General features: G+C 64.4%; 22 protein-coding genes and 1 pseudogene. 13 read left to right on the forward strand and 10 right to left on the reverse strand.

All coding sequences use genetic code 11. The features are described from left to right. Positions 1-9: 9 nt before the first annotated feature. A complete protein-coding gene (locus F5544_RS09565) occupies positions 10-279 on the reverse strand; it encodes a hypothetical protein (RefSeq protein ID WP_167472855.1) in 270 nt (89 codons plus the stop codon). Between the two features lie 653 nt (positions 280-932). Between F5544_RS09565 and F5544_RS09570 the strand changes: the two genes are divergently transcribed. Further along, complete coding sequence (locus F5544_RS09570; RefSeq protein WP_167472856.1) at positions 933-1,910, forward strand: hypothetical protein; 978 nt, start codon at positions 933-935, stop codon at positions 1,908-1,910. Between the two features lie 301 nt (positions 1,911-2,211). On the opposite strand, the gene F5544_RS09575 is transcribed toward F5544_RS09570, so the two are convergent. Beyond that, positions 2,212-3,444: a DUF2130 domain-containing protein gene (locus F5544_RS09575; protein ID WP_238847174.1), complete on the reverse strand. Its 1,233-nt coding sequence runs from the start codon at positions 3,442-3,444 to the stop codon at positions 2,212-2,214. Positions 3,445-4,108: 664 nt separating this feature from the next. On the opposite strand from F5544_RS09575, the gene F5544_RS09580 reads away from it, so the two are divergent. Continuing rightward, positions 4,109-4,327 carry a hypothetical protein gene (locus F5544_RS09580; RefSeq protein ID WP_167472857.1) on the forward strand — a complete coding sequence of 73 codons (219 nt, stop codon included), beginning with the start codon at positions 4,109-4,111 and terminating at the stop codon, positions 4,325-4,327. 206 nt (positions 4,328-4,533) lie between these two features. Further along, positions 4,534-4,899: a hypothetical protein gene (locus F5544_RS09585; RefSeq protein ID WP_167472858.1), complete on the forward strand. Its 366-nt coding sequence runs from the start codon at positions 4,534-4,536 to the stop codon at positions 4,897-4,899. 26 nt (positions 4,900-4,925) lie between these two features. On the opposite strand, the gene F5544_RS09590 is transcribed toward F5544_RS09585, so the two are convergent. The 3 genes from F5544_RS09590 to F5544_RS09600 form a co-directional block, all read right to left on the reverse strand. After that, positions 4,926-6,137: a GAF domain-containing protein gene (locus F5544_RS09590; protein ID WP_167472859.1), complete on the reverse strand. Its 1,212-nt coding sequence runs from the start codon at positions 6,135-6,137 to the stop codon at positions 4,926-4,928. A 255-nt stretch (positions 6,138-6,392) separates the two neighbouring features. Beyond that, positions 6,393-7,349 carry a GAF domain-containing protein gene (locus F5544_RS09595; RefSeq protein ID WP_167472860.1) on the reverse strand — a complete coding sequence of 319 codons (957 nt, stop codon included), beginning with the start codon at positions 7,347-7,349 and terminating at the stop codon, positions 6,393-6,395. A 101-nt stretch (positions 7,350-7,450) separates the two neighbouring features. Continuing rightward, a complete protein-coding gene (locus F5544_RS09600; protein ID WP_167471222.1) occupies positions 7,451-7,969 on the reverse strand; it encodes a hypothetical protein in 519 nt (172 codons plus the stop codon). A gap of 285 nt (positions 7,970-8,254) precedes the next feature. Between F5544_RS09600 and F5544_RS46245 the strand changes: the two genes are divergently transcribed. Next, the gene (locus F5544_RS46245; protein WP_238847175.1) at positions 8,255-8,947 is read left to right on the forward strand and encodes a class I SAM-dependent methyltransferase; all 693 of its coding nucleotides are present in this window, start codon (positions 8,255-8,257) and stop codon (positions 8,945-8,947) included. A 654-nt stretch (positions 8,948-9,601) separates the two neighbouring features. Then, positions 9,602-10,774, forward strand: coding sequence for a DUF3068 domain-containing protein (locus tag F5544_RS09610; protein WP_167472862.1), 1,173 nt, complete (start codon positions 9,602-9,604; stop codon positions 10,772-10,774). A gap of 705 nt (positions 10,775-11,479) precedes the next feature. On the opposite strand, the pseudogene F5544_RS46250 reads toward F5544_RS09610, so the two are convergent. Beyond that, positions 11,480-11,746 (reverse strand): annotated as a pseudogene (locus F5544_RS46250) (GAF domain-containing protein); the annotation flags it as partial. Positions 11,747-12,000: 254 nt separating this feature from the next. Here F5544_RS46250 and F5544_RS09615 point away from each other — a divergent pair. From F5544_RS09615 to F5544_RS09625, 3 genes are read left to right on the forward strand one after another with little or no spacing between them, the layout of a single operon-like run. Beyond that, positions 12,001-13,326, forward strand: a complete 1,326-nt coding sequence (locus F5544_RS09615; protein WP_167472863.1) for an ABC1 kinase family protein — start codon at positions 12,001-12,003, stop codon at positions 13,324-13,326. Positions 13,327-13,378: 52 nt separating this feature from the next. Beyond that, positions 13,379-13,999, forward strand: a complete 621-nt coding sequence (locus tag F5544_RS09620; RefSeq protein WP_167472864.1) for a GNAT family N-acetyltransferase — start codon at positions 13,379-13,381, stop codon at positions 13,997-13,999. Positions 14,000-14,050: 51 nt separating this feature from the next. Then, a complete protein-coding gene (locus F5544_RS09625; RefSeq protein WP_167472865.1) occupies positions 14,051-15,445 on the forward strand; it encodes a cytochrome P450 in 1,395 nt (464 codons plus the stop codon). A 426-nt stretch (positions 15,446-15,871) separates the two neighbouring features. Here the strand turns inward: F5544_RS09625 and F5544_RS09630 are convergent, their stop codons facing one another. After that, a complete protein-coding gene (locus F5544_RS09630; RefSeq protein ID WP_167472866.1) occupies positions 15,872-16,213 on the reverse strand; it encodes a hypothetical protein in 342 nt (113 codons plus the stop codon). A 512-nt stretch (positions 16,214-16,725) separates the two neighbouring features. Between F5544_RS09630 and F5544_RS09635 the strand changes: the two genes are divergently transcribed. The 3 genes from F5544_RS09635 to F5544_RS47470 all read left to right on the forward strand — a co-directional run bounded on the left by F5544_RS09635 (position 16,726) and on the right by F5544_RS47470 (position 19,166). Next, positions 16,726-17,055: a thioredoxin family protein gene (locus tag F5544_RS09635; protein ID WP_167472867.1), complete on the forward strand. Its 330-nt coding sequence runs from the start codon at positions 16,726-16,728 to the stop codon at positions 17,053-17,055. Positions 17,056-17,822: 767 nt separating this feature from the next. After that, positions 17,823-18,152 carry a hypothetical protein gene (locus F5544_RS09640; RefSeq protein ID WP_167472868.1) on the forward strand — a complete coding sequence of 110 codons (330 nt, stop codon included), beginning with the start codon at positions 17,823-17,825 and terminating at the stop codon, positions 18,150-18,152. Between the two features lie 843 nt (positions 18,153-18,995). Then, complete coding sequence (locus F5544_RS47470; protein ID WP_167472869.1) at positions 18,996-19,166, forward strand: chitin binding peritrophin-A domain-containing protein; 171 nt, start codon at positions 18,996-18,998, stop codon at positions 19,164-19,166. 483 nt (positions 19,167-19,649) lie between these two features. On the opposite strand, the gene F5544_RS09650 is transcribed toward F5544_RS47470, so the two are convergent. The 3 genes from F5544_RS09650 to F5544_RS09660 all read right to left on the reverse strand — a co-directional run bounded on the left by F5544_RS09650 (position 19,650) and on the right by F5544_RS09660 (position 21,463). Beyond that, a complete protein-coding gene (locus F5544_RS09650) occupies positions 19,650-20,039 on the reverse strand; it encodes a DUF397 domain-containing protein (RefSeq protein WP_167472870.1) in 390 nt (129 codons plus the stop codon). 10 nt (positions 20,040-20,049) lie between these two features. Beyond that, positions 20,050-20,919: a helix-turn-helix domain-containing protein gene (locus F5544_RS09655; RefSeq protein WP_167472871.1), complete on the reverse strand. Its 870-nt coding sequence runs from the start codon at positions 20,917-20,919 to the stop codon at positions 20,050-20,052. Positions 20,920-21,184: 265 nt separating this feature from the next. Then, a complete protein-coding gene (locus F5544_RS09660) occupies positions 21,185-21,463 on the reverse strand; it encodes a hypothetical protein (RefSeq protein WP_167472872.1) in 279 nt (92 codons plus the stop codon). Between the two features lie 379 nt (positions 21,464-21,842). Here F5544_RS09660 and F5544_RS09665 point away from each other — a divergent pair, with 379 nt between their 5' ends. Continuing rightward, positions 21,843-22,172 (forward strand): hypothetical protein, encoded by a 330-nt coding sequence (locus F5544_RS09665; protein WP_167472873.1) that lies wholly within the window; start codon positions 21,843-21,845, stop codon positions 22,170-22,172. Next, positions 22,162-22,656, forward strand: a complete 495-nt coding sequence (locus F5544_RS09670; protein WP_167472874.1) for a hypothetical protein — start codon at positions 22,162-22,164, stop codon at positions 22,654-22,656. Before F5544_RS09665 ends, F5544_RS09670 begins: the two co-directional genes overlap by 11 nt. Positions 22,657-22,695 lie beyond the last annotated feature (39 nt).

The following is a 22,695-nucleotide window of genomic DNA, read 5'->3' on the forward strand; positions in this document are numbered from 1 at the left end:
GCGGCCGAGTCAGGTGAGGTCGGCCTGCGCGGCGAGGGATTGGGCCTCGTGGGAGAACCAGAGTGCCAGCTCCTCTGCGTCGTGCTGGTCTATGCCCTTCTTGAATTCGGCCAGCAAGGTGACGATGACAAAGGCGGGCCGGACCCCTTCGTCGGGGTCCTGAATCATTTCGACCAGAGCGGTCACGGCTTTGAAATCCCCGCGCACCGTGTGAGCGAGCGCGGACATGGCAATCTGTTGTTCGCGGATCGAAGCCGGGTCTTGCTGGACGTGCGCCATGGGAAACACCTCGCAGAGGGCATCCGGCGGGCGTAGCAAGGCTGACCATCAGCCGGTGGGCCGCCGGAGGAAGTGGGTAGACCCGATCCGTGACGGCGAATGTGCCGTAGTCGGCAAGATCGGGAACCGTCGCAAGAACCTGCACAAGTCGACGGCGCTACATCCGGACACGCTGCCAGCGATCGCCGGGAAACCCCGAACGGGGGCGCGGTAGCAATTGTAGACCAGGCGGAATTGCCACTGCAACTATGTGGCTATCGAAATGCCTTGACCGCCTCAGCGTCGTCGCAATCGCGGATCGTCTGGTGACGAGGAGCGGGTACTGCGGTGATGGGCGCGGATCTCGGGGATCTTTCGGCCATTGCGTTCCACCTTTGCGGATGTCGAATTGCTTCGTGGCGTCCCTGGAAGTGCCGATATTTGCTGTACTGCACTATTCCTGTCGTGCGTCTGGTGGAGTTGAGTCGTTTTCTAGACGCGGGGCGATAGTCTGAGGGCGGAGCGGCAGGACGCGCACGCGCTCCATCTCTTCCCGCTGTAGTCGCCTCGCCCACGCCGGTACGGTGACGTTGACAGCAAAGGTCCTTCCCGGGGCCCGCGTTTCGCTCGTATCCCCTGTTCACATGTGCTTCTTTCGTCGTAGGCAGGGTGGCGTGGGCACCCGTGCCGGGAATGGACGAAGCATGCCGAAGAACAGCAGCGCGCGTCGGCGACGCCGCGCTCGCCGCATCGCGGGCGAGGACGGCGTGAAATACGCCGAAGCCCTCCGCCGCGGCGACGAACGTGCCACGCGGGCACGCGAGCTGGCCGAAAAGAACGCACGGTTGCGGCCTGGGAAGATCGAGATCGACGGGGTCGAAAAGTACTGGCGGCGTGACGATGCCGAACAACTGGGCCAGGACGGGATGGCGGATCCGACCCACAAGGATGTCGTGGTCGCGGCGGATGCGCTGTTGCCGAAGGTCCATGCGCTCCAATCGGCCAAGCTGACACCGACGACAGTGGTCGTGCCCTACTGGCAAGGGGTGACCCAGAACGAGTTGAACGAGGAATTCCGCAAGAACATCCAGCAGGTACTCGACGATCTGAAGCGTGTGCGTGAGGACGCGGATCTCGACTGCGTCGAGTGGACAACCGTCGCTGCCGCCTACTACGGGGTAGAAGTGAAGCTGAGCGGGTTACGCCGGATCACCGGTGGGGCGCTGCACGAGTGGCTCGAGTCGGCCGTGGAGTCGGCGGAGTTGCTGTCGATGACGGCCGAAGCCGTCCATAGTCGAGGGTGCCTGCTCGGCGCGGACCGTTCACGTCGCTGGGGCTGGGGGTACTCGGCGTGCAGTGGCGGTGAGGTACGGGTCCGCGTGCGGATCTTCGACGACGACACCACCATCACCGTTCCTGGGTGTCCGCGGCACGCCGCCGAGGAGATCGTCTACTTTGACTACGACGTCGAAGGTGGTTACACCGTTGTCGAGGTCATGGGCGGCACCGACGGCGACCTTGATGTGATCTATGAGCTCGTCGAGGTCGTTCGCGGGGAACGCGCTGTACTACAACGAGAACAGGCGAAGAACAAGTCGGGAGTCAGGATCGCGCCCGAGCCGCCATGGCGGCGCCGCGAGGACCACTGGTGATCATCTGCGGTCAGGTGCTTCAGCGACGTATCGTAGGGCCCTCGAGCAGCGCGGTGACGGGCGTCCTGCACGATGGCCGATTCAGCAACAGGGCTGATGATGCGTCGCTGAGTGGGCGGCGGTGCCGCCACCGTGCTGCGATCCAGAGTTGCAGCGGGGGCGGCATCGCGCGGCGTGCGGCGGTCGAGGTCACCTCCGGCTCGCATGCGCTGCGCGCCGGGATCGACCTTCGCATCGAGGATGGGGTCGGTGTCGTTTTCACCGAACCCGGCCCTCCGATGATTTGGGGTCCCGGTTTTGGTCAGTCGGTTCCAGGTTCGAGTGCGCGGCACTCGGCCGAGGGAAGTTCTGCCTGCAGGGGTGCGGGGAGTTTGGTTCCGGCCTCGCCCAGTTCGCCGATCATCGTGAACACGCCATCAATCATGTCTTGCTGTGACTTCTCCCAGTTGGCCCAGAATTTCAGGCTGTACTCGCGCAGCTTGGCCATCTCCGCCATACCGGTGCGCGCGGCCTTGAGGATGTGTTCCATGCAGGGGCCGAATCCGCCGACGGTGACGAAGTCGTACACCCAGCCGGCCTGGTCCTCGCGGGCCGCGTTCGCCAACGCGAAGCGCTTGCGGCTGATTACATACTGGCGCAACGGAACCGCGACATGGACCGCGACGGTGGTCTCGCACACGAGGACTCCGTCGATCTGCCCGGAGCCTTCGATACCGCGGGGCAGGACTGAACTGACCAGGACACCGATGTCGGCGGAATGGAATTCAACGTCTTCGCCGAGTTTGGTGATCCACTTCGGTTCGAAGCGCTGGGCCTGCTTACACTCCCATACGATGGTCCCGTATTCGCGACCTTTCTCCCGCACCTGCTGCACGACATCGGAGCCACGTTTGCCGCGCGGAATGACGGTCACCTCGTCCTCGGGGAACCTGGAACGTAGTTCGGCAGCGAGAACTTCCTGATAGGCGACGCCTTCCTGCTGCGGACGCGGCCCCATCGAGGACTTACGGTGCGCGTCCTGCAGCTGCTGGGCCAGGCTCTTGTTGTGCTCCTCGAGCTCGCGCAACCGCGTCTGCAGTTTCTGCTCGTTGCTGGCGGTCAATTGAGCGACCCGCTCTTTGATGTACTGCTCGGCGAGTTTGCGTTCGTCACTGCGGACCTCGTCACGCATCCGGTCCTGTTCGATCACCCAGGCATCGCGCTCGAGTTCGAGCTTGCGCCGGTCTTGGCGGACCTTCTTCTCCGCGGCGCGCGCCTGGTCCACCTCGGCCTGCAACACGGTCCGCTCCTCTGCTGCGTGCTCCCGCTCCGACAGCAACTGCACTTGGGCCTGATCGGCGGCGGCCTGCAGCGCCGCGATCTCGGCGGCCGCCTCGGCGCGTGCCTGGGTGATGAGCTCCTGTTCCCGGCCTTCCATCGCGCGAGCCACGTGCGGTGCCGAAAGTTGCTGGATGAACGCTGTTCCCAGATCGTCACCGCAGGACGGACAGGTCGCCGAGGCGATCGCAGTCGATCCGGTGTTGCGCTTGGCCATGAGTTCTCCTTCGTGAAGCCAGTAGGACGGTCGAGGAGTCTCACAGAGATCTCCGACAAACCCACGCAGCCCCAGCTGTTTTCAGCAATCTGAGGGCAATCAGCCTCTTCCGCACCGCAGTCGCCGATGACGGGCGACACAACGACGCAGCGCAACGAATAGCTAGCACTCATGCTCGAATGTCTCTGCGCGGCAGGCAATTCCGGTCAACGAGAGACTCTTAAACATGAATGTTCGGCCGTGAATCATCTGTTCGTCTCAGTTTGGCTGTGTTCTCGATGTCACCTCGGACACATTCAGCGGATTTTGTTTTTGGTTTCGCTTCGCTACATAGCCGCGGTGAGAATCGCTCAATCCGCCTCCCTGGCAACCGATCCGGAAACCGCTCAAACCTCATCGATTGTGCTTCGCCCGTCCGTAGTGTGGCCGTGCAAGCACCACGATTCCGAACTGCGGCAGAGCATGGGGACATTGATCGCGCAGGCCGACGACGACGCGCTGCTGGCGTCGTTTCTTCAGGTTGCTGAGGCGCGATTCGCGCGTCAGAGCGTGGAGGAGTGTGCGGCGCAGCTTGAAATCGATTCGAGTCGGCATCGACGATGCGAACAAGCGGCTGGCGTCGCCGCGGCCGCTCGGGTATGTGCCCGTATACACCGGCCACGAGGTGACCGATCTGCTGACCCGGTTTCTTGCCCAGGCCGACGGTGCCGTCGAGGCCGTGCGTACCGTGGAGGAAGTCACGACCGCCCAGATCGCCGTGCTGCACAGTGGTTTCGGTCGGCATCGCCTTCGAGCGCACCATATTCAGACCAGACGCAACCTTGACGGACAATTCCCGCACGATCGACCTGAGTATCGGATTGCGCAGCCGAGGATCGGATGATTTGTCGGCCAGGCCGAGGGCGAAGAGCACGTCGGGGTGAATATGCAGCCCCGCGACGGCTTGGGTGGACTGCCGGGCAACTGGACGTCACAAGATCCCCGGCCTCCGATCTGTCCAGCCTTATCCTTTGAATTGCGATCCGGCCGACGGAACACCACTGGCGCGAAGTCGAAAGCACTTTCGCGACGACAACGAAGGTGGTCACAATGCACTTGCATATCTCCGCAGGTCCACCGCTTCCGACCGAGGCTGAAGCATTCCTCGACGCTCGACTCGAGGCCGACTCCAAGGCTGCGCACGAGGCAATCAGCGAATCCGCCGATGACGGGATGCGCCAGTTCACCGAAAGGCAAGCCAAGTACATCCTGCTGGACCTTTACAAGCAGGCCCGCGACGACTTCGCCGAGGTTCGGGCCATCTTCGGCGATGTCAATAACAACTCGCCCCAATGGATTGAAGCCCACGAACGCGAGAAAGCTCTGCGTACCGCGCTGTACCTCATCCTCAGCGTCTACCGGCACGAAGCGGACTACAACGGTGATTGGACCAATCACCTGCACCTGCTCCCATGAAGACAGGGGCTATACGAAGGTGACGGTCACGGTGATGGTTCATGTGGTGTAAGAACGACGATGGCCTGGGGGCGTCGTGCGCCGACGAGGGCCGTCCACTCGGTGTCGACTGAAATCCATGGGCGTGAAGGGCTGAACCTGACTCTCAATTCGGCAGTGGAGCCGGTAGCACTGCGGTGCAGCTGCGCGCAGCATCGAGCGATGGCGGCGGCGCTGTCGTCGTCGATCTGGGGATTCTGGTGACTCCATGGCTCGAGTGGGCCTGGACCGAGGCAGATCCAGCGATTGATGAGGCAGGTTCCGAGATCGATGCGCGCGATCGCCTGCGTCGTCGGGCCGGGGTAGCCCGCGAGCGTGACCGAGTCCACATGTGGCGGTGGTGGTGGCTGCAGGGCTGTGATGTCGTGGACGATTCCGCGCACATATCGTTTGCCAGACTCGATGTGGACTTGTGCCACGATGCGCAAGTGCCGGCGGATGAGGCTGAACCGGCCGGGGGTGGTGATGGTACCGACCCAGCGGTCGACCGTCGATGCTCGATCGAACAGGTCGAGGAAGCCGAAGAAGTCGTCGAATCCATCGATGTAGCCGAGGAGTTCGGGCAGGATGTACTGCGACCGGGATAACGGTGCGGGGATCCCCAGTTGCCGTTCCAATACCGAGTTGAGCCGAGCGACTCCGGTCACGGCGTCCCACTCGACGGTGCCGACAGGCCCCCGTAGGGGTGGCTTCTGTGCCGGTGTGCCGGTCCACAGTTGTACGGCGAGAACCGCGCCGGCCGGACCGACAGCGGGAACGATGTGGACGCTCAGCGGGTGGATGCCGGGGATGTCGCGGTATTGCCGTTTCCGGGTGACGAGGCACTGCTGAACGAGGGCGGGGATTGCGGAAGATGCGCGCCTGCTTTGAGCGATACGAGTGCGGTCGAGTTTCCCGAAGGGCTTGAGCTTGTCACCTTCGGCAACAACAACGATTTCGCCGGTGCCGGACAGTGTTTCGGCGAGCACCCAACCAAGGAGGGCGCGCTGGGAAGTCGGCTCGATCGCGCGTGCGGCGGGGTCCTGGTTCGGGGCGGCGGCGAGGCGTCGACGCGGGAGCCGCGCTGGCGACGGGCACTCGGCTGAGGCGCCGGTATGCTGTTCGTCGTTTTCCTGTGGTATCGGTGCGTTGTGGACGACCCGGTTCGGAAGATGCTTGGCCGGAATGGATTCAGCGTGGGTGTGCGGGTTGGTAGTCATCGCGGCTCCTTGGTCCTCTGGGCTTGTCGGAGCCGCTGGTGAGCGGGGGATAGGGCTATGGCGGCTCCGTCGGATGCGACCGAGGTCCACAACGAGTGTGGTCGGGTGGATCGGTCGGCCGGGCCGTAGATGACTGCGGAAGCCATCGGCGGTTCGGCGGCTACATCCGGCGTCGCCTCCAGCTGATGCCGGGAAACCCTCACGGGGAGGGCGCAATTCACTTGTCGATCGGCTGGGCCCTGTGGGTCCGGCCTATCACCCGGCCTGGTGCCGGGTCACGTCGAGCAAGGCTTGTGGTGCGCCGTCGCACGGAACGGCCACGCATAGGACGTCCAGGCGAATCCACGGCTCGTCGTCGCCGAATCGCACTCGGAACGAACACTTTTCGGCGGCAGCTCCACCGAGAAGAGCGGCGCGGCACCGTTCGAGCTCATGACAGTCGTCGGGATGAGTCTGCGGGAGCTCGCATTGCCAACGATCCAATGGCGGCGGACCAAGCGCGATCCACTCATGCACGAGGCCGGTCCGAAGGTCCATCAGTCCTGCGGCGTGGTCGGGCGGAACCGGCATGCTTCGGAGGGCTCCGATATCGAGGGAAGCGGGTGTCGGTGCCTGCATTCCGGTGATGTCGCACACGACGATTCGAACCACCGGGTCGGTTGGCGTCGAGCAGCAACGTGCTGCGATGCACAGGTGTCGACGGATCGGACCCACGCTGGTCGCGGTGCCGATCCAGCGTTGCCCAACCGGCGCGGACATCAACCCCAGCAGGCCGGCGCGATCGTCGCACCCGTCGAGTTGGGTCAATAGTCGCGGCAGGGCACTCGTGCCGGTGATCTCGGGATTCTCAGTCTTCGTGCTGATCTCGCATGCGTGCGCGATGCCGGTACGCGGATCGAGGGACAGTACACCGATCGGCAGCCTGGGCGGGACCGCGGCATCGGCGCGGCCCACCCACAGTTGAACGGCATAGACCTCAGCGAAGGGTCCGATGACAGGCACCCCGACGATCTGCAGCGGAAGCCCAGACGCCAGGCGGACCTGTCTGCGAACGGGGTGTACTGCCGTAAGGACTTGACCGAGGACCTCGTCGAGCTGGGCGGCGACATTCGAGCTGCCCGCGATCTTGGTCCTGTTGGTCCGGCGGAACTGCCGCACGCGGCCGTCTTCGAGGATCACCGAAGGCTTGCCGGACATGGTCTCGATGAGCACCCAGCCCTCGTTCGACGGTGTTTGGTGTGCACCTGAACGGTGTGCTCCGGAGCGCAGTGTTCCAGAAGAGCGAGTCGAGTCGGTGTCTTTGTACGAGGCGGTCATTGGATCTCACCGCCGCCGTGGCCGCGCGAGATCCGTGCCCACCACACGTGATCGGTGTCGTGCACGGGAATGGTGAGCGGGTGGTTGATCAGCCAGTCGCGAGGGTCACCGGGGTAGGCCACGGTCGCCAGGTGCAGGCCCGCCAGGCCGCGCCGCGCCGGAAGGTAGTCGCGGTGGACCACACAGCCCAGGCCGAAGACGCGGCTGTGGGCGCGGGCCAGGGCGTCGTGCTCGGCCGGGGTGGGCAGCAGCCGATAGCCGCCCTTATGGTCGGCCCCGGACAGGAACACCAGCTTGCACGGGTGATCGAGCGCGATACCGTCGACGCCGAGCACGACCGGGCGGCACACGATCGGGCACCAGTAGTGGGCGTTGGCGGTCCCGCCGGTGGTGCAGCCGTCGCACCGGTGCCGGGTGGTGGCCGGATGGGCCGGGTGGATGATGCCCTCGGCGCGGCAGATCGGGCAGATACCTGTTTCACCGCTGTTGCTGTTTCCCTTGGACGGTACGAACATCGCGCGTCACCTCCTTTGTGTCGAGCTATCTTTCGAGACCGGCGGTCCGGGCCGGAAAGGGCGCGGTCCGGACCGCCGGAGCCATTTCAGTTGTCAAGTGGGCGGTCTTGTGCGCCACCAACATCCCGTGACAGCGCGCGAGGCGGGCAGGTGGGTCTCCCGATCGACCGACATCCTTCTCACCTCCTGCTCGAACCGGCTTTGGGTCATTGGACTAGGTGCGCGGACGGCACGGAACGGAGGAATACCCGGACGAAGACCCGGAGAAATGCACGGAGGAAGGGTGTGTCCGCCGCGTTGACCCGGGTGGCGGGTGCGGGCCGTGCCACACTGACCGCCGTGTGGCTCAGGACTCTGTTCACGCGGCGGATCACCGCCCAGCTCGCCCATCCCTCGGGAGTCGCCGGCTTGCTCATCGGCCGAGTGCTCAACCGAGCCAACAGCGGCCCGATCATCGGCACGCTGGCCGCACTCGACGCCGCACCCGGCGCCACGGTCGCGGATGTCGGATTCGGCGGCGGCCTGGGCCTGCGGGTGCTGCTCGATCAGGTCGGCCCGACCGGCGTGGTGTACGGAATCGACCCGGCCCGCGTCGCCGTCACCAACGCTAGGTACCGGTTCCGCCGCGAGATCGCCCAAGGCCGTCTGCGCCTGGAACAGGCCCCGATGTCGCGAATCCCGTTGTCCGACAACAGCCTGGACGGCGTCACCACGGTGAACACCGTCTACTACATCCCCGACGCCGAGCTGACCGAATCGCTGCGCGACCTGGCCCGCGTGCTCCGGCCGGGCGGCCGCCTGGTCGTCGGCCTGGGCGACACCGACCACCTGAACACCCAGCCCTGGCGGGACGGGATGCTGCTGCGCCCGCTGGAGGAGATCACCGCCATGATCACCGCCGCGGGCTTCACGATCACCGACCACCGCCGCGTCGGGCATAGCCATCGCGCGTTCCACGTCTACATCGCCACCCGATAGCGCCCACTCGGCGACGGGCGCTGAGCCGGACCGGACCACGCCGCCACCGAGGCGGCGATTGACCAGTCCGAGGTCCCGGACCGGCACGCCGAGTACGGCTTCGAGGGCCTGGCGGGTCGCTTTGGCCGGCCAGGTGATGACACCGCGCTCGAGCCGCGACACGTAGTCGGCGTCGAGGCCGGTGCGTCGATGCGCGGCCTGCCAGAGGTGTGCGGTCAGCGCCTCGGCCAGTTCGGCCTGGGTCAGCCCCACGGCCAGGCGCGCGGCGACCAGACGCTCATTGGGCGCATAGCCGCGCCGGTGCGGCACCGGATCCGCCTGGACCGGCGGGCAGAGCTGCAAAACACGGGTGGTCAGCGGTGCGGATGCTGGACGGAATTCGTCGAACGTGGCGGTCGTCATTGGAACCTCCCCTGGGTCGTCCCACGGAAGGCGCACGAGTGCACGTCAGCAATTGCTGGGCACATCGCAGCGCCTTTGCGCGGGAAGCACGTCCAGAGGGGCGTACTCCAAAACCTCGGAAGAGGTACGCAGGCGAATCCGCTGCCGGGCCGAGTCACCAAGAGGGCGCTCAACCAAATTGCGTGGCCGCATGGACTCGCGTGAACCCATTATTAGCCGCCAACAATGTGATGTCCAGCACATTTAGAGCAAATGGCTATCCACCTGGGGTGCATGGGCTCGGCCGCGTCGCAGATCGCCGAAAACCCAAGAAACGCGCTGGTCGGGTCTTACTGTCGAACCATGGCAGCGGGGAGGCAAGTGCGATGGTGGCTCGGACTCGGCCTGATCGGGATCGGAGCGGCGGCGCTGGTGGTGGCGGCGCTGTTGCCGACCTATCTGATGCCGCGCCTGACACGGATCCCGAGCGACATCCACACCGAGGCGATCTCGCTGGCCGACAACGCCTCGGTCATCGATGTCGGTGCGGGGCTGGCCGGGCACATGCGCACCGAGACCGGTGTGCCGATCAAGGTCCAGACCCTGGTCGTGTCCGCGCAACCCACCGACGCCGACCGAGTGACGCTGGTAGCCACGACGCGGCTGTTACGCTCCGACCGCGACGGCCCGAACGCAATGGTCACCGCGCGTGCCGAAGCCGTCACCCTCTCGCGCACGACCTCCGAGCCAGTCGACCCGGTCGGGCAGATCAAGCTGGAAGTCGACAAACCGGCAGATCGTGTGTCGCGCAGCGGGTTTCAGTATCACTTCCCGTTCGACACACAGAAGCAGAGCTACCTGTATTTCGATACCACTGCACGGCGAGACATTCCGATCGACTACGTCGACGACGACCGGCACGAGGGTGGTCTGCGGCTGTTACATTTCCGTCAGAGCATCGGCCCGATCAACCTCTATCCCGAGCAGCCGGATATGCAGATGACCCTGCCCGCGTCCTGGTGGGGCCTGCCAGGTGAGCAACAGACCCGATTTGACTTGCACTACAGCAACACTCGCGATATCTGGGTGGAGCCGACGTCCGGGGCGATCGTCGAACAACGTGAGCATGTCCGGCGCTTCTTGGCGCGCACCGTCGATGACCCGCTGGCCGTCACCACCTTGGAAATCCGGACCCGTTTCGACGAGCAATCGCTCGCCGAGGCCGTGCACACCGCCCGCCAGGCCCGCATGCTGATCCGGTGGGGCAACCTGTATGCACCGATTCTGCTGGCAGCCGCGGGGATCGCCATGGTGGCCGCAGGGCTACTGATCCGCTGGCGCGCCACCGAGGTCGACGACCGAGACATCACCGGGGTAGACGATCATCACCCCGATGGTCGGAAACATGTTCCGGTCCAAGACATCTCCGTGGAACACCGCTTGTAGCCAACCGCCACCGCCGCGGCGAACCATCCCCTCACCGGTGACCGGACCCCGCTTCGACTGCTCCAGCCAGCCCGGAATCTTCATCAAAGTAGCCGGATGGATTCCAGGTGTCTGCCCCGTCGAGACACCGTGCCCGAGGGTGGGGACGTAGGAAGTCAACCATTTGATAATCGTTGGCGCGTAAGGGTATGTGTAGTCGCCGACTGCCGCAAAGACACCCGGTGAACCCTCCTCCCCGCGGTCGCGCAAATGCAGCAGTTTGTCGACCAACGCCATTTCGATCAGATCGACATGCATATCGATCGGATCGGCGTCGCCGGTCACATCACGAGCGATGCCACGCACCCGTGGACCCGCGTCGGTTTGCACGCATCGCTGCGACCAGTGCAGCTGGCGATACTCGCCGGTGCTGGTGCGCACGACGACCCGCCCGGAGCCGGTGTCGCCCACTTTGACAGTTTTCAACCCCTGCCACAGATGGAGGACATCTCGCAGCCGCACAACCGGGCGGAAAAAATCGACAGGCCCGTAAGGCCCGTGCACCGACCGATCCCGGGCTTGTGCATCGGTGCCGGTGAGGTCCAGGAACCTTTCGTCCAACCACAGGCGCGGCGGCAAATCTTCCAGACCGATCTCCCATTCCCACACCGCCAACTCGGCGGCGCGACGCTCGGCTTGATCGGCGGTCGGGGCCAGCTGCACCGCGAACACGCTGCCGCCGATGCCCTTGACCGGCGCTGCGGCGATGGTCGCGCCCAGCACCGTCGATGCGGGCGCACTCACCTGCCGCTGCTCGGTCTGGCCGCTGCGTCTGACTTCGGCTATCAACTCTTCGACGAGCAGCTGCGCCGCGCCGCGCAGCGAATTCGCCACCCGCCGGAAATCACGAGCACGGCCGCCCTCGGCCAGGATCGCGACCTCGTCGCCGACGCTGGTCGTATCGACTAGTAGATCAATCGCAGGCTCAGCCATAGCTAGCTCTCCGCTTGATTGCTCAGGTTTATGCAGCTAGCCCCGTGTATACCCGGCTACTGATCGTGCAGTACACGTTTGAGAGAGTGCGTCGGAAATTGGTTCCAATCAGAGACATCAGCCGGGGCTGATCTCCCACAATCGCGCCTGAACGACAGCTATCGTCGCCAATTGTGCGGCGCCGTGACCGCTCGGCAGTTAAATCCCCAATACGCGCCCGGTCACGCCTGGACCGGGCGTCGAGGCTAGCGCGTATGGGCGGGCGGCTCGGTGTCTCGATGGCGCTGCACCGCGCCCGGCGCGTGTTCGCCTCTGCCGAGCGCCAGATCGAGCTGGACACCGCGTTCGAGGTGAAGACCGCCGACCAGGTGGCCGGGGTGCTCGGGAACATGCGCGGCGCGGTCATGAAGATCGGCCAAATGGCCTCTTACCTCGACACCGGGGTTCCCGAGGCCGTCCGGGAGGTGTTCGCTGAACTCCGGCAGGATGCTCCTGTGATGTCGGCGGATCTAGCTGCCGAGGTCATCGAGCGCGAGCTGGGTGCGGCACCCGGAGCGTTGTTCCTGGAATGGGATCCGGTGCCGATCGCTGCGGCCTCGATCGGGCAGGTTCATCGCGCCATCACCCGCGACGGCCAGGCCGTCGCGGTCAAAGTCCAATATCCCGGCGTCGACAAGGCCATCGAGGCCGATCTGGCGAACGCCGGGATGCTGTTCGGGATGCTCGCCCGGAGCCTCTTTCCAGGGCTCGCCCCCCGCCCGCTCGTCGAAGAAGTCCAGGCCCGCGTCATGGAGGAACTCGACTACCACGCCGAAGCACGCAATCAACAAGCCTTCGCTGACTACTACCGCGGGCACCCCGCCATTCACATACCGGAGGTAATGAGCGAACTGTCCAGCGCGCGAGTCCTGACCACCGAACTGGCCGAGGGAGCGCGGTTCGAGGAGTTGGTGACATGGGACCAGGAGGAGAAGAATCTCGCCGCCGAAACCATTTATCGGTTCGTTTACCGCAGCCTGTGGAGGATGCGCCACTTCAATGGAGATCCACACCCCGGCAACTACTTGTTTCAGCGCGGCGGGCAGGTCACCTTCCTCGACTTCGGGCTGACAAAGATCTTCACGGCCGCCGAGGTCGACCGGTTTGCCGAGATGGTCGATGCCATGGCGGTAAAGAAGGATCTACCGCGGTATCGGCGCGCCATCGAGGAAGCGGGCATGCTCCGGCCCAACATGCCCTTCTCCAACGAACAGATCTGGCGGTACTTCGGCCACTTCTACGAGTTCATCGCCGACGACAAGACCGTGACCATCACCCCGGAATGGTCGACGCGGACAGTGAAGCAGTTCTTCTCCCCCGCCGGCGACCTCGCCGAGATCGCGAACGTGTCGAACCTACCGCCGGCATTTGTGATCATTCAACGGATCAACCTAGGGCTGATGTCGATTCTCGGTGCGCTCAACGCCCGCGGGAATTACCGCAGGATCGCGGAGGAGTTGTGGCCGTGGGTCGACGGGCCGCCGTCCACCGATCTCGGCCGAGCCGAAGCGGCCTGGCTGGCCTCGCGCCACCCCTCCTAGCCGGGACTGATCTCCCAGAATCGGGCCTGAGCTGGGCTTATCGTCGTCAGTTGTGGACCTCACCATCCGCCCCGTTCGGCGCGATGAGATCGCCGGGGCCGCTGATGTCCTGGCGGTCGCGTTCGCGGCCGACCCGGTGATGCGCCATCTGTGGCCGGGCGCGCGCCACCGACGATGGGCGCTGCCGCGCTATTTCCGCACCACGTTGACCATCCATCATGTGCCCTGGGGCGCAGTGGAGGTCGCCGTCACGCAGTCCGGAGACCTCGTCGGCGTCGCGGTGTGGGATCCGCCCGGCCGGTGGAACAGCACCGTGGTCGAATTCGCCCGCGCGGGCCTGCCACTGGCGCTGGCATTCGGCCAGCGGATCCCGGCGGCTCTGCGCACCCGTAGGCGTCTCGACCGGATCCACCCGCCCGCACCGCACTGGTATCTGTGTCACCTGGCCGTGCTCCCGGAGCGGCAGCGCCAGGGGATCGGCACCGCGCTGCTGCGCTCGCGGTGCGCCCGCTGCGACGACGGCAGTCAGGCCGCGTATCTGGTGTGCACGCGCGAATCGAACATGGCGTTGTACACGACCGCAGGATTCGCCACGACTACCCCGTTCGAGCTGGACGGCATGCCGTTGTGGCCGATGTGGCGCCACCCGCACCCTCGCACGGCAAAGCGATAGTTACCGACCGTGTGGGCGTCACACCGCGATCGGGAACCACAGTGCCGCATCATGGGACCGGTGAGCGCATCGAAGGGTTCGTCGCGGTCCCTGCCGCATCCACGCGGACGGGTGCCGCTGCTCGGGGACGTACTGACCCTCGACCTGGCCCGGCCGACCCAGCAGGCGGCCCGCGACGCGCGCCGGCTCGGCGGCATCTTCGAGCGCCTGATCTTCACCGAGCCGGTCGTCATCGTCTCGGCCACCGATCTGATCGAGCAGGTCGGTGGCGAGGACCACTGGGCCAAACACGTTGGCGCCATCCTGAAACCGCTGCGGGAGATCGCCGGGCCCGGCCTGTTCACCGCGTTCAACAACGAACCCGCCTGGGGAGCCGCGCATCGAATCCTGGTGCAGGGCTTCACGAAAGAAGCGATGCGCGGCTATCACCCCACCATGGTCGCCGTCGTCGACGATCTCCTGGAATACTGGCGCAGCCGCGGCGATGAGTGGATCGATGTCGTCGACGACGCGAACCAGCTGGCGCTCGAGATCATCGGCCGTGCCGGGTTCGGGTGGTCGGCCGGCGGGTTCGCCGAGCGGGGGCCGTTCGGCGCGCGGCTGCGGCGCGGGCTGACCTATCTCAACAGGGCCGTCAACCTGCCGACTTTCGTGAGATCCACGGTGCTGCGGCGGCAGACGGCTCAGCACCACCGCGATATCGCGTACCTGCACACCGTCGTCGACGAGATGATCGCCGCGCGCCGCGCTGCGGCCGAACCACGGCCCGACCTGCTCGAGCTGATGCTGACCACACCGGATCCGGCCACCGGGAACCGGCTCGACGCCGCCGCGATCCACTCCCAATGCGTCACCATGCTGGTCGCCGGACACGAAACAAGCGCGGCCGCACTGTCTTTCGCGCTCTACGAACTGGCGCGCCACCCCGAGATCGCCAGCAAGGCCCGCGCGGAAATCGATACCGTCCTCCCGGCGGCGGGCACGCCGATCGGCTACAACGACATCGCGCGCCTGCGATATCTGCGCCGGATCATCGACGAGACCCTGCGGCTGTGGCCGGTCGCGCCTGGGTTTTTCCGGGAGGCCACTGGCCCGGTGACCCTCAACGGGCACGAATTCGCGCGCGGAGACTGGGTTTTCGTGTTGACCCTGGCCGCGCACCGCGACCACGACGCGTGGGGCGCCGACGCCGATCAGTTCGACCCCGACCGCTGGCTACCGGAACGACTGCGCCAACTCGGACCCCACATCTACAAGCCTTGGGGCACCGGGCCCCGCGCCTGCATCGGCCGCATCTTCGCGCTACACGAGGTGACCTTGGCGCTCGCGCATATCCTGCGCGCGTTCGACCTGCACCCCGAACCCGGCTACGACCTGATCGTCAACGAGCAGATCACGCTCAAACCACACCGGTTCCGACTGCGGCTCACATCCCGGGCCTTATAGCCCCGGGACGCCGACTCCAACAGGCGGCTCCCTCGGTGCGCGCGGGCGGCTTCAGCGAGACAGTCTCACGACGGCTTCGCAAACGAAGTCGACACGAAATCAGCCGTGAGATTACGAAGCGCGGCGCGAGACCCTACAACCAGCTTGTAGGATCTCCGCGCCAACTTCGTCTTGCCGAGGCTGTGACCTGGGGCGTTCCTGTTGTCTCACAACACCTTCGCGACGTTGTGGTCTCATAAGGCGCTTCGTATCCTCAGGCTGGCCCTGATTGATCTCGGCAGAGCAGATGATCTGACCTGCCGAGTCTCAGCTCCGTGGCCGAATGCGAAGTCGATACGAAGTCGGCTGTCCTGTGCCAGTGAATCGTCCTCGGGGTGGGCCCGTTGACCTGCGGTGAGGAATTTTGATTGGCGAACTGGGCGTCGGTCACGGCCGCTGAGGATCGTCGGGATCGGGGGATTGTGCCATTGGATCTTGCTCGTTTTCGCGTGCGTGGACCATCTGTGGGACGAGGGGGATGGCGTCGGGGAATTTCGCTGCGCGGGTGTAGGCGTCGTGGTCGGTGCCGAGGCCGCGGTGGTGGTTGAGGGTCTGGAGGGTGAGCAGCCGGTGCCGCCAGTGCAGCGGGATCGTGTTCGGTGTTGCTGGCCAGGGCTCGATGGCCGCGAGGGCGGATTCGTGGGCGTAGATCAGCTGCTGGGGTGTGTGTCGGCGCAGGAGCCGGTTGAGGCGATGCTGGGCGGCGATGATGTCGGGGCAGGCGGTCACCACGCATGTCGTTTGCCGCCGTTGTGGGACCGCCACGTTGCCAGTCGTGGGACCACCTACAGCAGATGATCCGCTGAGCGAACATGTTCCAGATCCGCAATGCGGACCGATCATGGCGACGGCGATCGAACACACCAAAATGCCGAATTGAGTGTGTTTAGCCGACGTGCCGGGTAGGCGTTCGGCTGCATGTGACACGGCACCATATCTGTCACTTCGGCGGCGCATCTGTCACCGGACGGTACCAGTTGGGGGTGTAGCGGGCGGGGACTCGCGTTCGCGACTCTGTATGGCGCTGTGCAGGATTGGTGACGGCGCTGGCTCGCGAACCTGTGTGGGTGCCGGGCGTGTCGGGGAACCTGATGTTTCTGAATCGGGACGTCGCAATCGGTTCGCGATGTGACGATAAAGGGCGCTGTCGTGGGGCATGCCGTTGACGTTGAGGTCAGGGCACGATGTCCGATTTATGCCCCGTTCGCCGATGGCAACCGGATCGAGGTTGGGAGACAGACATGGCCTTGAAGAGCGTTACCAACCAAAGCTTTGATTTCGATGTGCTCGCGAGCGATATGCCGGTGGCAGTCCATTTCTACGCAGACTGGTCTGAGCCATGCACGCGGATCGGTCCCATCCTGGAGGCGATTGCTAGGGACTACGGCGACCAGCTCGGCGTCGTCCGGCTCAACATCGACCAGAACCCCGCGACCGCCAAGAAATATGGGGTCGTAGACGTCCCGACGATTAACGTCTACCGGGGCGGAGAGGTCGTCAAGACCATCGTCGGGGCGAAGCCGAAGGCAGCGATCGAGCGGGAGCTCAGTCCGTTCATCGATCTGCCGTAGCAGCCAACCGGCGGCCGACGCACGCTCATGCCGCTGATGGCGCTGACCAAACCGGCACTGAGGGGGCAGCCGAGGGTCAGCGGGCCGAGGTCGTTCGGAGCACCGAACGCGCCATCATGCCGATTACGTGTCGTTCGTCTGAATCTGCAATTTTGCGTCGGCCGGCTTGGGTACGACGGCTCTGTGGTGGCACAGCATCGGTTCACCCCGCGCGGTCGGGCGGGCGTCCGGCCCGGCCAAAACGGCCACCGGAGTGCGAATCGGGCTCATACTGGTTCGGCCGGGGCTTCACAACCAAAGTTGGCGTGGCTCAACGTTATCCGGCCAACGTTCGCGCCGTTGCCGTAGTGCTCGAGGGCACGCATCCCAGGAGGCGCACGTGACTGAGATCGACCCCGCAGACCAGGAACCGTTTGTGCCGCCTTCGAAGGTGGATGAGGAGGAGACCAATCAGCGAGACCCATCTACTTTGGCACACGGCAGGATTTACAACGATTTCCCCGAAAGCATCACTGTCGTACGGGCCTCCGGCGGAAAGACTCGGCACCTGGTTACCGTGGCTCCCCGCAGCAGCACCGAAGCGGATTGGTGGGAAACCGACGAACTATGGCTAACGATCAACACAGGCCTCAAATACCACGTCGACTTCCAGCCCCTGCCCTGGAATGGCCCCAAGCTGACGTATCAGTACTATCGGCGCCTGCCAGCCGGTACGACCAACGCCACCGACTTGGTTCGCGGCTCGCTATCGGAGACCGCCGTGCGCGATGAAGCCGTACAGTCCCCGAGAACATCGAGACCCTCGAAGCCCCGAGGCGCAACAGATTCCGATCACTATTACCGCCCCCGACCTACCCGCCCCCGCCGTCGACGCCCGCGACGCGCTACTGGCAGCCATCGCCGCCGAAGCCCAAACGATCACCGCCAAGCAATCGGGCAAGGGCGCCGAGGCATTGGAGACACTTGCTCGCGCCTACCTGCTGGTGAGCGGGGGAGCCGCTACGGTTCCGCCTTCATCCAGGATGCGTAACCTCACCGTCGGGCATGGGATCAGCGCCTCGTCCGGAGAGTATGTCGACATGGTGATACCGGAGTGATTCGCAAGATCAACGGGCAGTGCCTCACGGGGCACGCAATACACGCACATGCCGATTATGGGCCTTTGCCCTTATCTGCGATTCGAGTTGCCGAGCCTGGTTCCGGCAACTTCGCGTGGGCGCTACGTCTATTCCGGGGTGCGCCGTGCCTGATCGAAACGGCCCCTGGGGTGTGAACTGCGCTCATACTGGCCAGGACGGCGAGAGGAGCACGAAATGGCAACCGCCACAGATTTTTCCAGCTTGGCCAAGGGAACCAAGATCATAATCACTCGGTACGGTGGGGCAAAGTCGCGGGGAACTATCAAGGGATCGATGGCAACGATGTCCTGCTGGATGTCCCGCACACCGGCGTAGGAAATCCAACCAAGGTCGGGATCGACGGAACTGTCGGTTACTCCGCGCCGGGGGAAGTTGCTTACAAACGCGAGCGGGAGCCCTGGACCAGATCGCCTCCTGGAAAACCGACGCCGAACAGTCGGCATGGCTGGCGGAACGGGCTCAAGTTGGGCTCATCTTCGAGCAGGAACCCTGAGCCAACACGGACCCGCGCAGGGATCTCGGATCTACCACGGCTCGAGAACTCGGGCGCGGCACTCGAGGCGGAGCCGAGACCGGCTGCACCGAAGGGCATCCTGAGATGCCGCTGGGCGAGCGTTCTGTATCCCGAGACCGAACTGACGCAGAACGTTCGCTAGTGCCGCTAACGTGACGCAGCGTGGCTCGTTGCGTCACCGGCCCGCCGCGCCAGAACGGCGACTACCGTTCGGACCGGTGGAATGAAAAACGTTGACACAGAAGCATTCCCCGGCAGAGGACGGGCCGCCCTGGGATGATGGGCCGATGAGTACCCCACTGCCGCCGGATTACTGCGCTGACCTTCCTAACGGTAACCACGAATACCCCGGCGATCCCAGCCAGTTCGTCAAATGCGCCAACGGTTATGCGTATACGTACGACTGCCCCGAAGGTACCCACTACGACCCAGACTCCCGGGAGTGTGTGCCCAACTAGGAGCAACGCAGGCCAATTACCCTGCTGACCTAAGTTGTGGGGCATGTCGGCGGCCAACGCGCGGTAATGCCGCATATCGGTCGTTCGATAACGCGGCATCCGCCAATCAGCAGCGCGATAACCCGTTCCACTTCTGCGGAGCTGCCAGTGGTCCTACGACTGGCAACGTGGTGGTCCCTCGGCGGTGGTACACGACACCACGCAGGGCTGTTGCCTGCGGAATCTCACGCCGGTGGCCAACTGGCCAAGTCGTGGCCAATCATTCTGAGATTTGGCCACGACTTCTGGGACCCTACAACACAGTGTAGGGTCCGGAAAGTCATGGCATCTCACGACGCTGTGACCTGCGGCTTTTATCTAGTCTCAAAACGCCGTCATCGGCCTCCAGTCTCAAAACGGTGGCATTTCTTCATCGTTCGACTGTCACCGCCAGAGCTTGGAATGCTGTGACCTGCGAAGTCTCAGCGATCCGACAAGCTGCCGTCACTCATTTTGAGATTCCGCCACGAGTTTCCGGACCCTACACACAGCTGGCTTTGTCTCAGCGGCGAAATCAAACTCGCCGTCCGCGGCTCCCGCCAGAAACGCCCGCCACTCGACGGGGTTGAATCGTAGCTGCACGGTTCCTGCCGACACAACCGTGTCATCTCGGTCGGTCGTGATCAGAGCAACACCGTTGCGACTGCCGTCGTTCCTGAGGGCCTCTTCGACAAAGCTCGACCACTGCGCTGCTTCGAAGACGATGGTGCCGTGATCGTGGTACTTGGCGTGACGCACATATACGGTGTCATGCGCAGGAGCGACATCGACGCAGCCTTCCCCGTTCCCGCTGTAGCTGGACGTCCGCCATGCAAGGCGGTCTGCGGTGCTCATCGCTTGCTCCCTATTTCCCAAGTTTCGCCAGCCGACTCTTGATTGCATCGACGGAGTCGGGCTCGGACAGTGCGGCTGCGCACATCCGATCGATTGCCATCTTATACAACTCGACCTGGTCCTCTTCCTGTACGTAAAGGGCTCCAGCCGGATACTCGATGTAACCGATGCTGCGGGCGGATTCGAAATTCAACACGATGAAGTCGCCGTCCAGGCCATCGTGTACCGCAACGGTTATCGGCATGACGTGCAGCTCGACATTGGGCAGTTTGGTCAGCTTGAGCAGGTGTTTCAGCTGAGGACCCATAACCTCCGGCCCGCCTGCAGCTCGGTCGAGCACGTACTCTTCGATAATTACGCGCAGGTGCAACGGATGTTCGCCAGTGAGACGCTGACGCGCCATGCGTGCGCGAACCACCTGTGATGCGTCGGCGGGGGCGACCCGCAAATGACCTTCCAGAAGGGCTGCGGCGTACTCGGGTGTTTGCAGCTGTCCGGGCAGATGCAGTGACGTGTAGCAGAACTGGCTCTCGGCCAAGCCTTCCAGACCAACGAACGTCTTGAACCAGTTGGGAAAGGCCGGACTGAAGGGCGCCCACCACGTAGTCTGATCTGCTTGCGCCGCGAGGGCCGAGATCCGTTCGACGTGAATGCGATCGGCTCCGTACGCCTCCAGCAGCACTGCGACCTCGCTCGGCTGCTGCATAGTCTTGCCCGTCTCGAGGTAGTTGATCTTGGTGGCTGTGCAGTCGATTCGCTCGCCAGCCTGCTTTTGCGACATACGTGCGCGTTCACGTGCATCTTTGAGTTCCCGGCCGATCAGGAACCGGAGAGCGTTGGGATCGGCACGCCTGCCCGCCTCAGTCAATTCGACCTCCATGTCTACGTCAGCTGTTAGCACGATAACGCGACGCAGCGAGCATTCGATCGTGCGTATTGCCACATGTAAATTTACATAGTAACCTACAGCGCACTATGTGATTCAGATTACACAAAGGTGTACCAAGCCCTGGTCGTTGGGGGTGCGTGCATCGAACAACGGACCCCGCCCACGGGTTGCGGTGCCGAGCTTTGGAGGGATCGATGAGCATGTCGGTACGTCTGATCGGATCGTTGATCGTTGGCCACGGCATGCAGCAGTTGGCCTACACGGTTGCCGCTGTGCAACTCGGGACCGAATTCGGCTCCGCCGGGGGTGTGTTGTGGTGACCGAACGGGTCCTCGGCGTGGTGTGTGCGGATCGGTGCGGGACGCTGCAGCCCAGGATGTTTGCCGATCAGATCGCAGAGTGGGCCGACGATCCTGAACGCGACGTCGAGTTGATTGATGTGGTTGTCGTCGAGTCGGAGGCCGAGTTCCCGCGGTTGTTCGCCTCGCTTGCGCCAGCCGGAGTTTCGGTAGTAGTGGTCCCCGCGCTGTGGCATGTGTACGGCTGGATGGGGACCATCCGGGTCGACGCTGATCTGTGGACCCTGCAACCGCAGGAGTGTTGCTGGCCACGGAAGCCTCTGCCACCCCCAACTCCACCGGCCCGGAATTGGGACCTGTCGTCAGGGCGGCGGTGGCCGCGGTGACCACCGGGGTCGCCGTGGGCGACGGGCCTACTAGGGGGTGATGACGGCATCTGAGCATCTACGGGCGACTGCCCCGATCCGGCGTGGTCGCCGCACAGGGTCTCGGCATCCATGTGTACGTGCCGGGCATTCAGGCAAGGGAGTTGTTCGTGTCATGTTTGAGCATCATCGAAATCGTGATCCGAACGCGGTGAACGATTGCGGCACTGGGCCACTCATCGGGGGCTCGGTGACGTTGCCGCCGTTGTGTTATGGCTATCTGCGTCTCGATCTTGTTGACGAGGACACGGTGGAGGCGTACGACGCCGCGCTGGCTCGTATCGCTTTCGCCGAGTACCAGCATCAGCTCGCCGGCGTGTTCCACGAGTCCTCGCCGCAGAGCTGCCAGCTGCCTCCGGAGTTGGTGCGGTTGGTCGCCGAGTGCGTTCGCGCGGAAGCGCACATGGTGTTGACCATCGCCGGGCACCTGTCCGGGATGGGAGTGGCCCGCATCTGCGTACTGGACTACATCGCCCGCCAAGGCCGCGCACACGTGGTGGAGGTCGCCGATGCCCGCTGACCCGAACCCGACACCCGACTTCACCGGCGACGTCGAGGATTTGTGCCGCTGGTATCGCCAGTGCGGGCTGACGACCGCCGCGTGGGTTGACGGTTACCCGAAACTGGAGACCGACGCCTCGATCGGGGCGATCCTGATGCCGGGCGCGGTGAGCCGCGCGACCCGCGCCCTGCTCACCGCGGACATCCCGGTGTTCCAGGACCGGCTGTGGGGCCACCATGTGGCGCTGGTCGCCCCCGATCCCCGCCGCCGAATCAGCCCGGGAACCAGGAAACTGCTGCGCGCTCACGCCGTGATCGTCCTCCCACCGAGAACTCGCCTGCTGCTACCGAGGAAACTGTCGCAGCAAGGCGCGGAGGAGTTCTGGGTTACCGCCCCCGCCCCCGCCCCCGCCAACTCGATTCCGTCGATGCAGCTGATGCTGGCCCTGATCCGCGAATGCGTCGATCCCCACCTGAAAGCGCGCACACTACCGACCTCCTGATTCCAGTCACTGCGCATCGGTCACGAAAATCCTTTTCCG

Origin of the sequence: Nocardia arthritidis (assembly GCF_011801145.1) — a bacterium.
Lineage (GTDB): Bacteria > Actinomycetota > Actinomycetes > Mycobacteriales > Mycobacteriaceae > Nocardia > Nocardia arthritidis_A.

Coding starts and splice junctions, on each gene's coding strand:
- F5544_RS47470 (WP_167472869.1), top strand. CDS start 18,996: ATGAGTACCCCACTGCCGCCGGATTACTGCGCTGACCTTCCTAACGGT.
- F5544_RS09615 (WP_167472863.1), top strand. CDS start 12,001: ATGGGCGGGCGGCTCGGTGTCTCGATGGCGCTGCACCGCGCCCGGCGC.
- F5544_RS09640 (WP_167472868.1), top strand. CDS start 17,823: ATGAAGCCGTACAGTCCCCGAGAACATCGAGACCCTCGAAGCCCCGAG.
- F5544_RS09635 (WP_167472867.1), top strand. CDS start 16,726: ATGGCCTTGAAGAGCGTTACCAACCAAAGCTTTGATTTCGATGTGCTC.
- F5544_RS09650 (WP_167472870.1), bottom strand. CDS start 20,039: ATGAGCACCGCAGACCGCCTTGCATGGCGGACGTCCAGCTACAGCGGG.
- F5544_RS09590 (WP_167472859.1), bottom strand. CDS start 6,137: ATGACTACCAACCCGCACACCCACGCTGAATCCATTCCGGCCAAGCAT.
- F5544_RS09600 (WP_167471222.1), bottom strand. CDS start 7,969: ATGTTCGTACCGTCCAAGGGAAACAGCAACAGCGGTGAAACAGGTATC.
- F5544_RS09670 (WP_167472874.1), top strand. CDS start 22,162: ATGCCCGCTGACCCGAACCCGACACCCGACTTCACCGGCGACGTCGAG.
- F5544_RS09625 (WP_167472865.1), top strand. CDS start 14,051: ATGGGACCGGTGAGCGCATCGAAGGGTTCGTCGCGGTCCCTGCCGCAT.
- F5544_RS09655 (WP_167472871.1), bottom strand. CDS start 20,919: ATGGAGGTCGAATTGACTGAGGCGGGCAGGCGTGCCGATCCCAACGCT.
- F5544_RS09660 (WP_167472872.1), bottom strand. CDS start 21,463: ATGCCACAGCGCGGGGACCACTACTACCGAAACTCCGGCTGGCGCAAG.
- F5544_RS09585 (WP_167472858.1), top strand. CDS start 4,534: ATGCACTTGCATATCTCCGCAGGTCCACCGCTTCCGACCGAGGCTGAA.
- F5544_RS09610 (WP_167472862.1), top strand. CDS start 9,602: ATGGCTATCCACCTGGGGTGCATGGGCTCGGCCGCGTCGCAGATCGCC.
- F5544_RS09575 (WP_238847174.1), bottom strand. CDS start 3,444: ATGGCCAAGCGCAACACCGGATCGACTGCGATCGCCTCGGCGACCTGT.
- F5544_RS09565 (WP_167472855.1), bottom strand. CDS start 279: ATGGCGCACGTCCAGCAAGACCCGGCTTCGATCCGCGAACAACAGATT.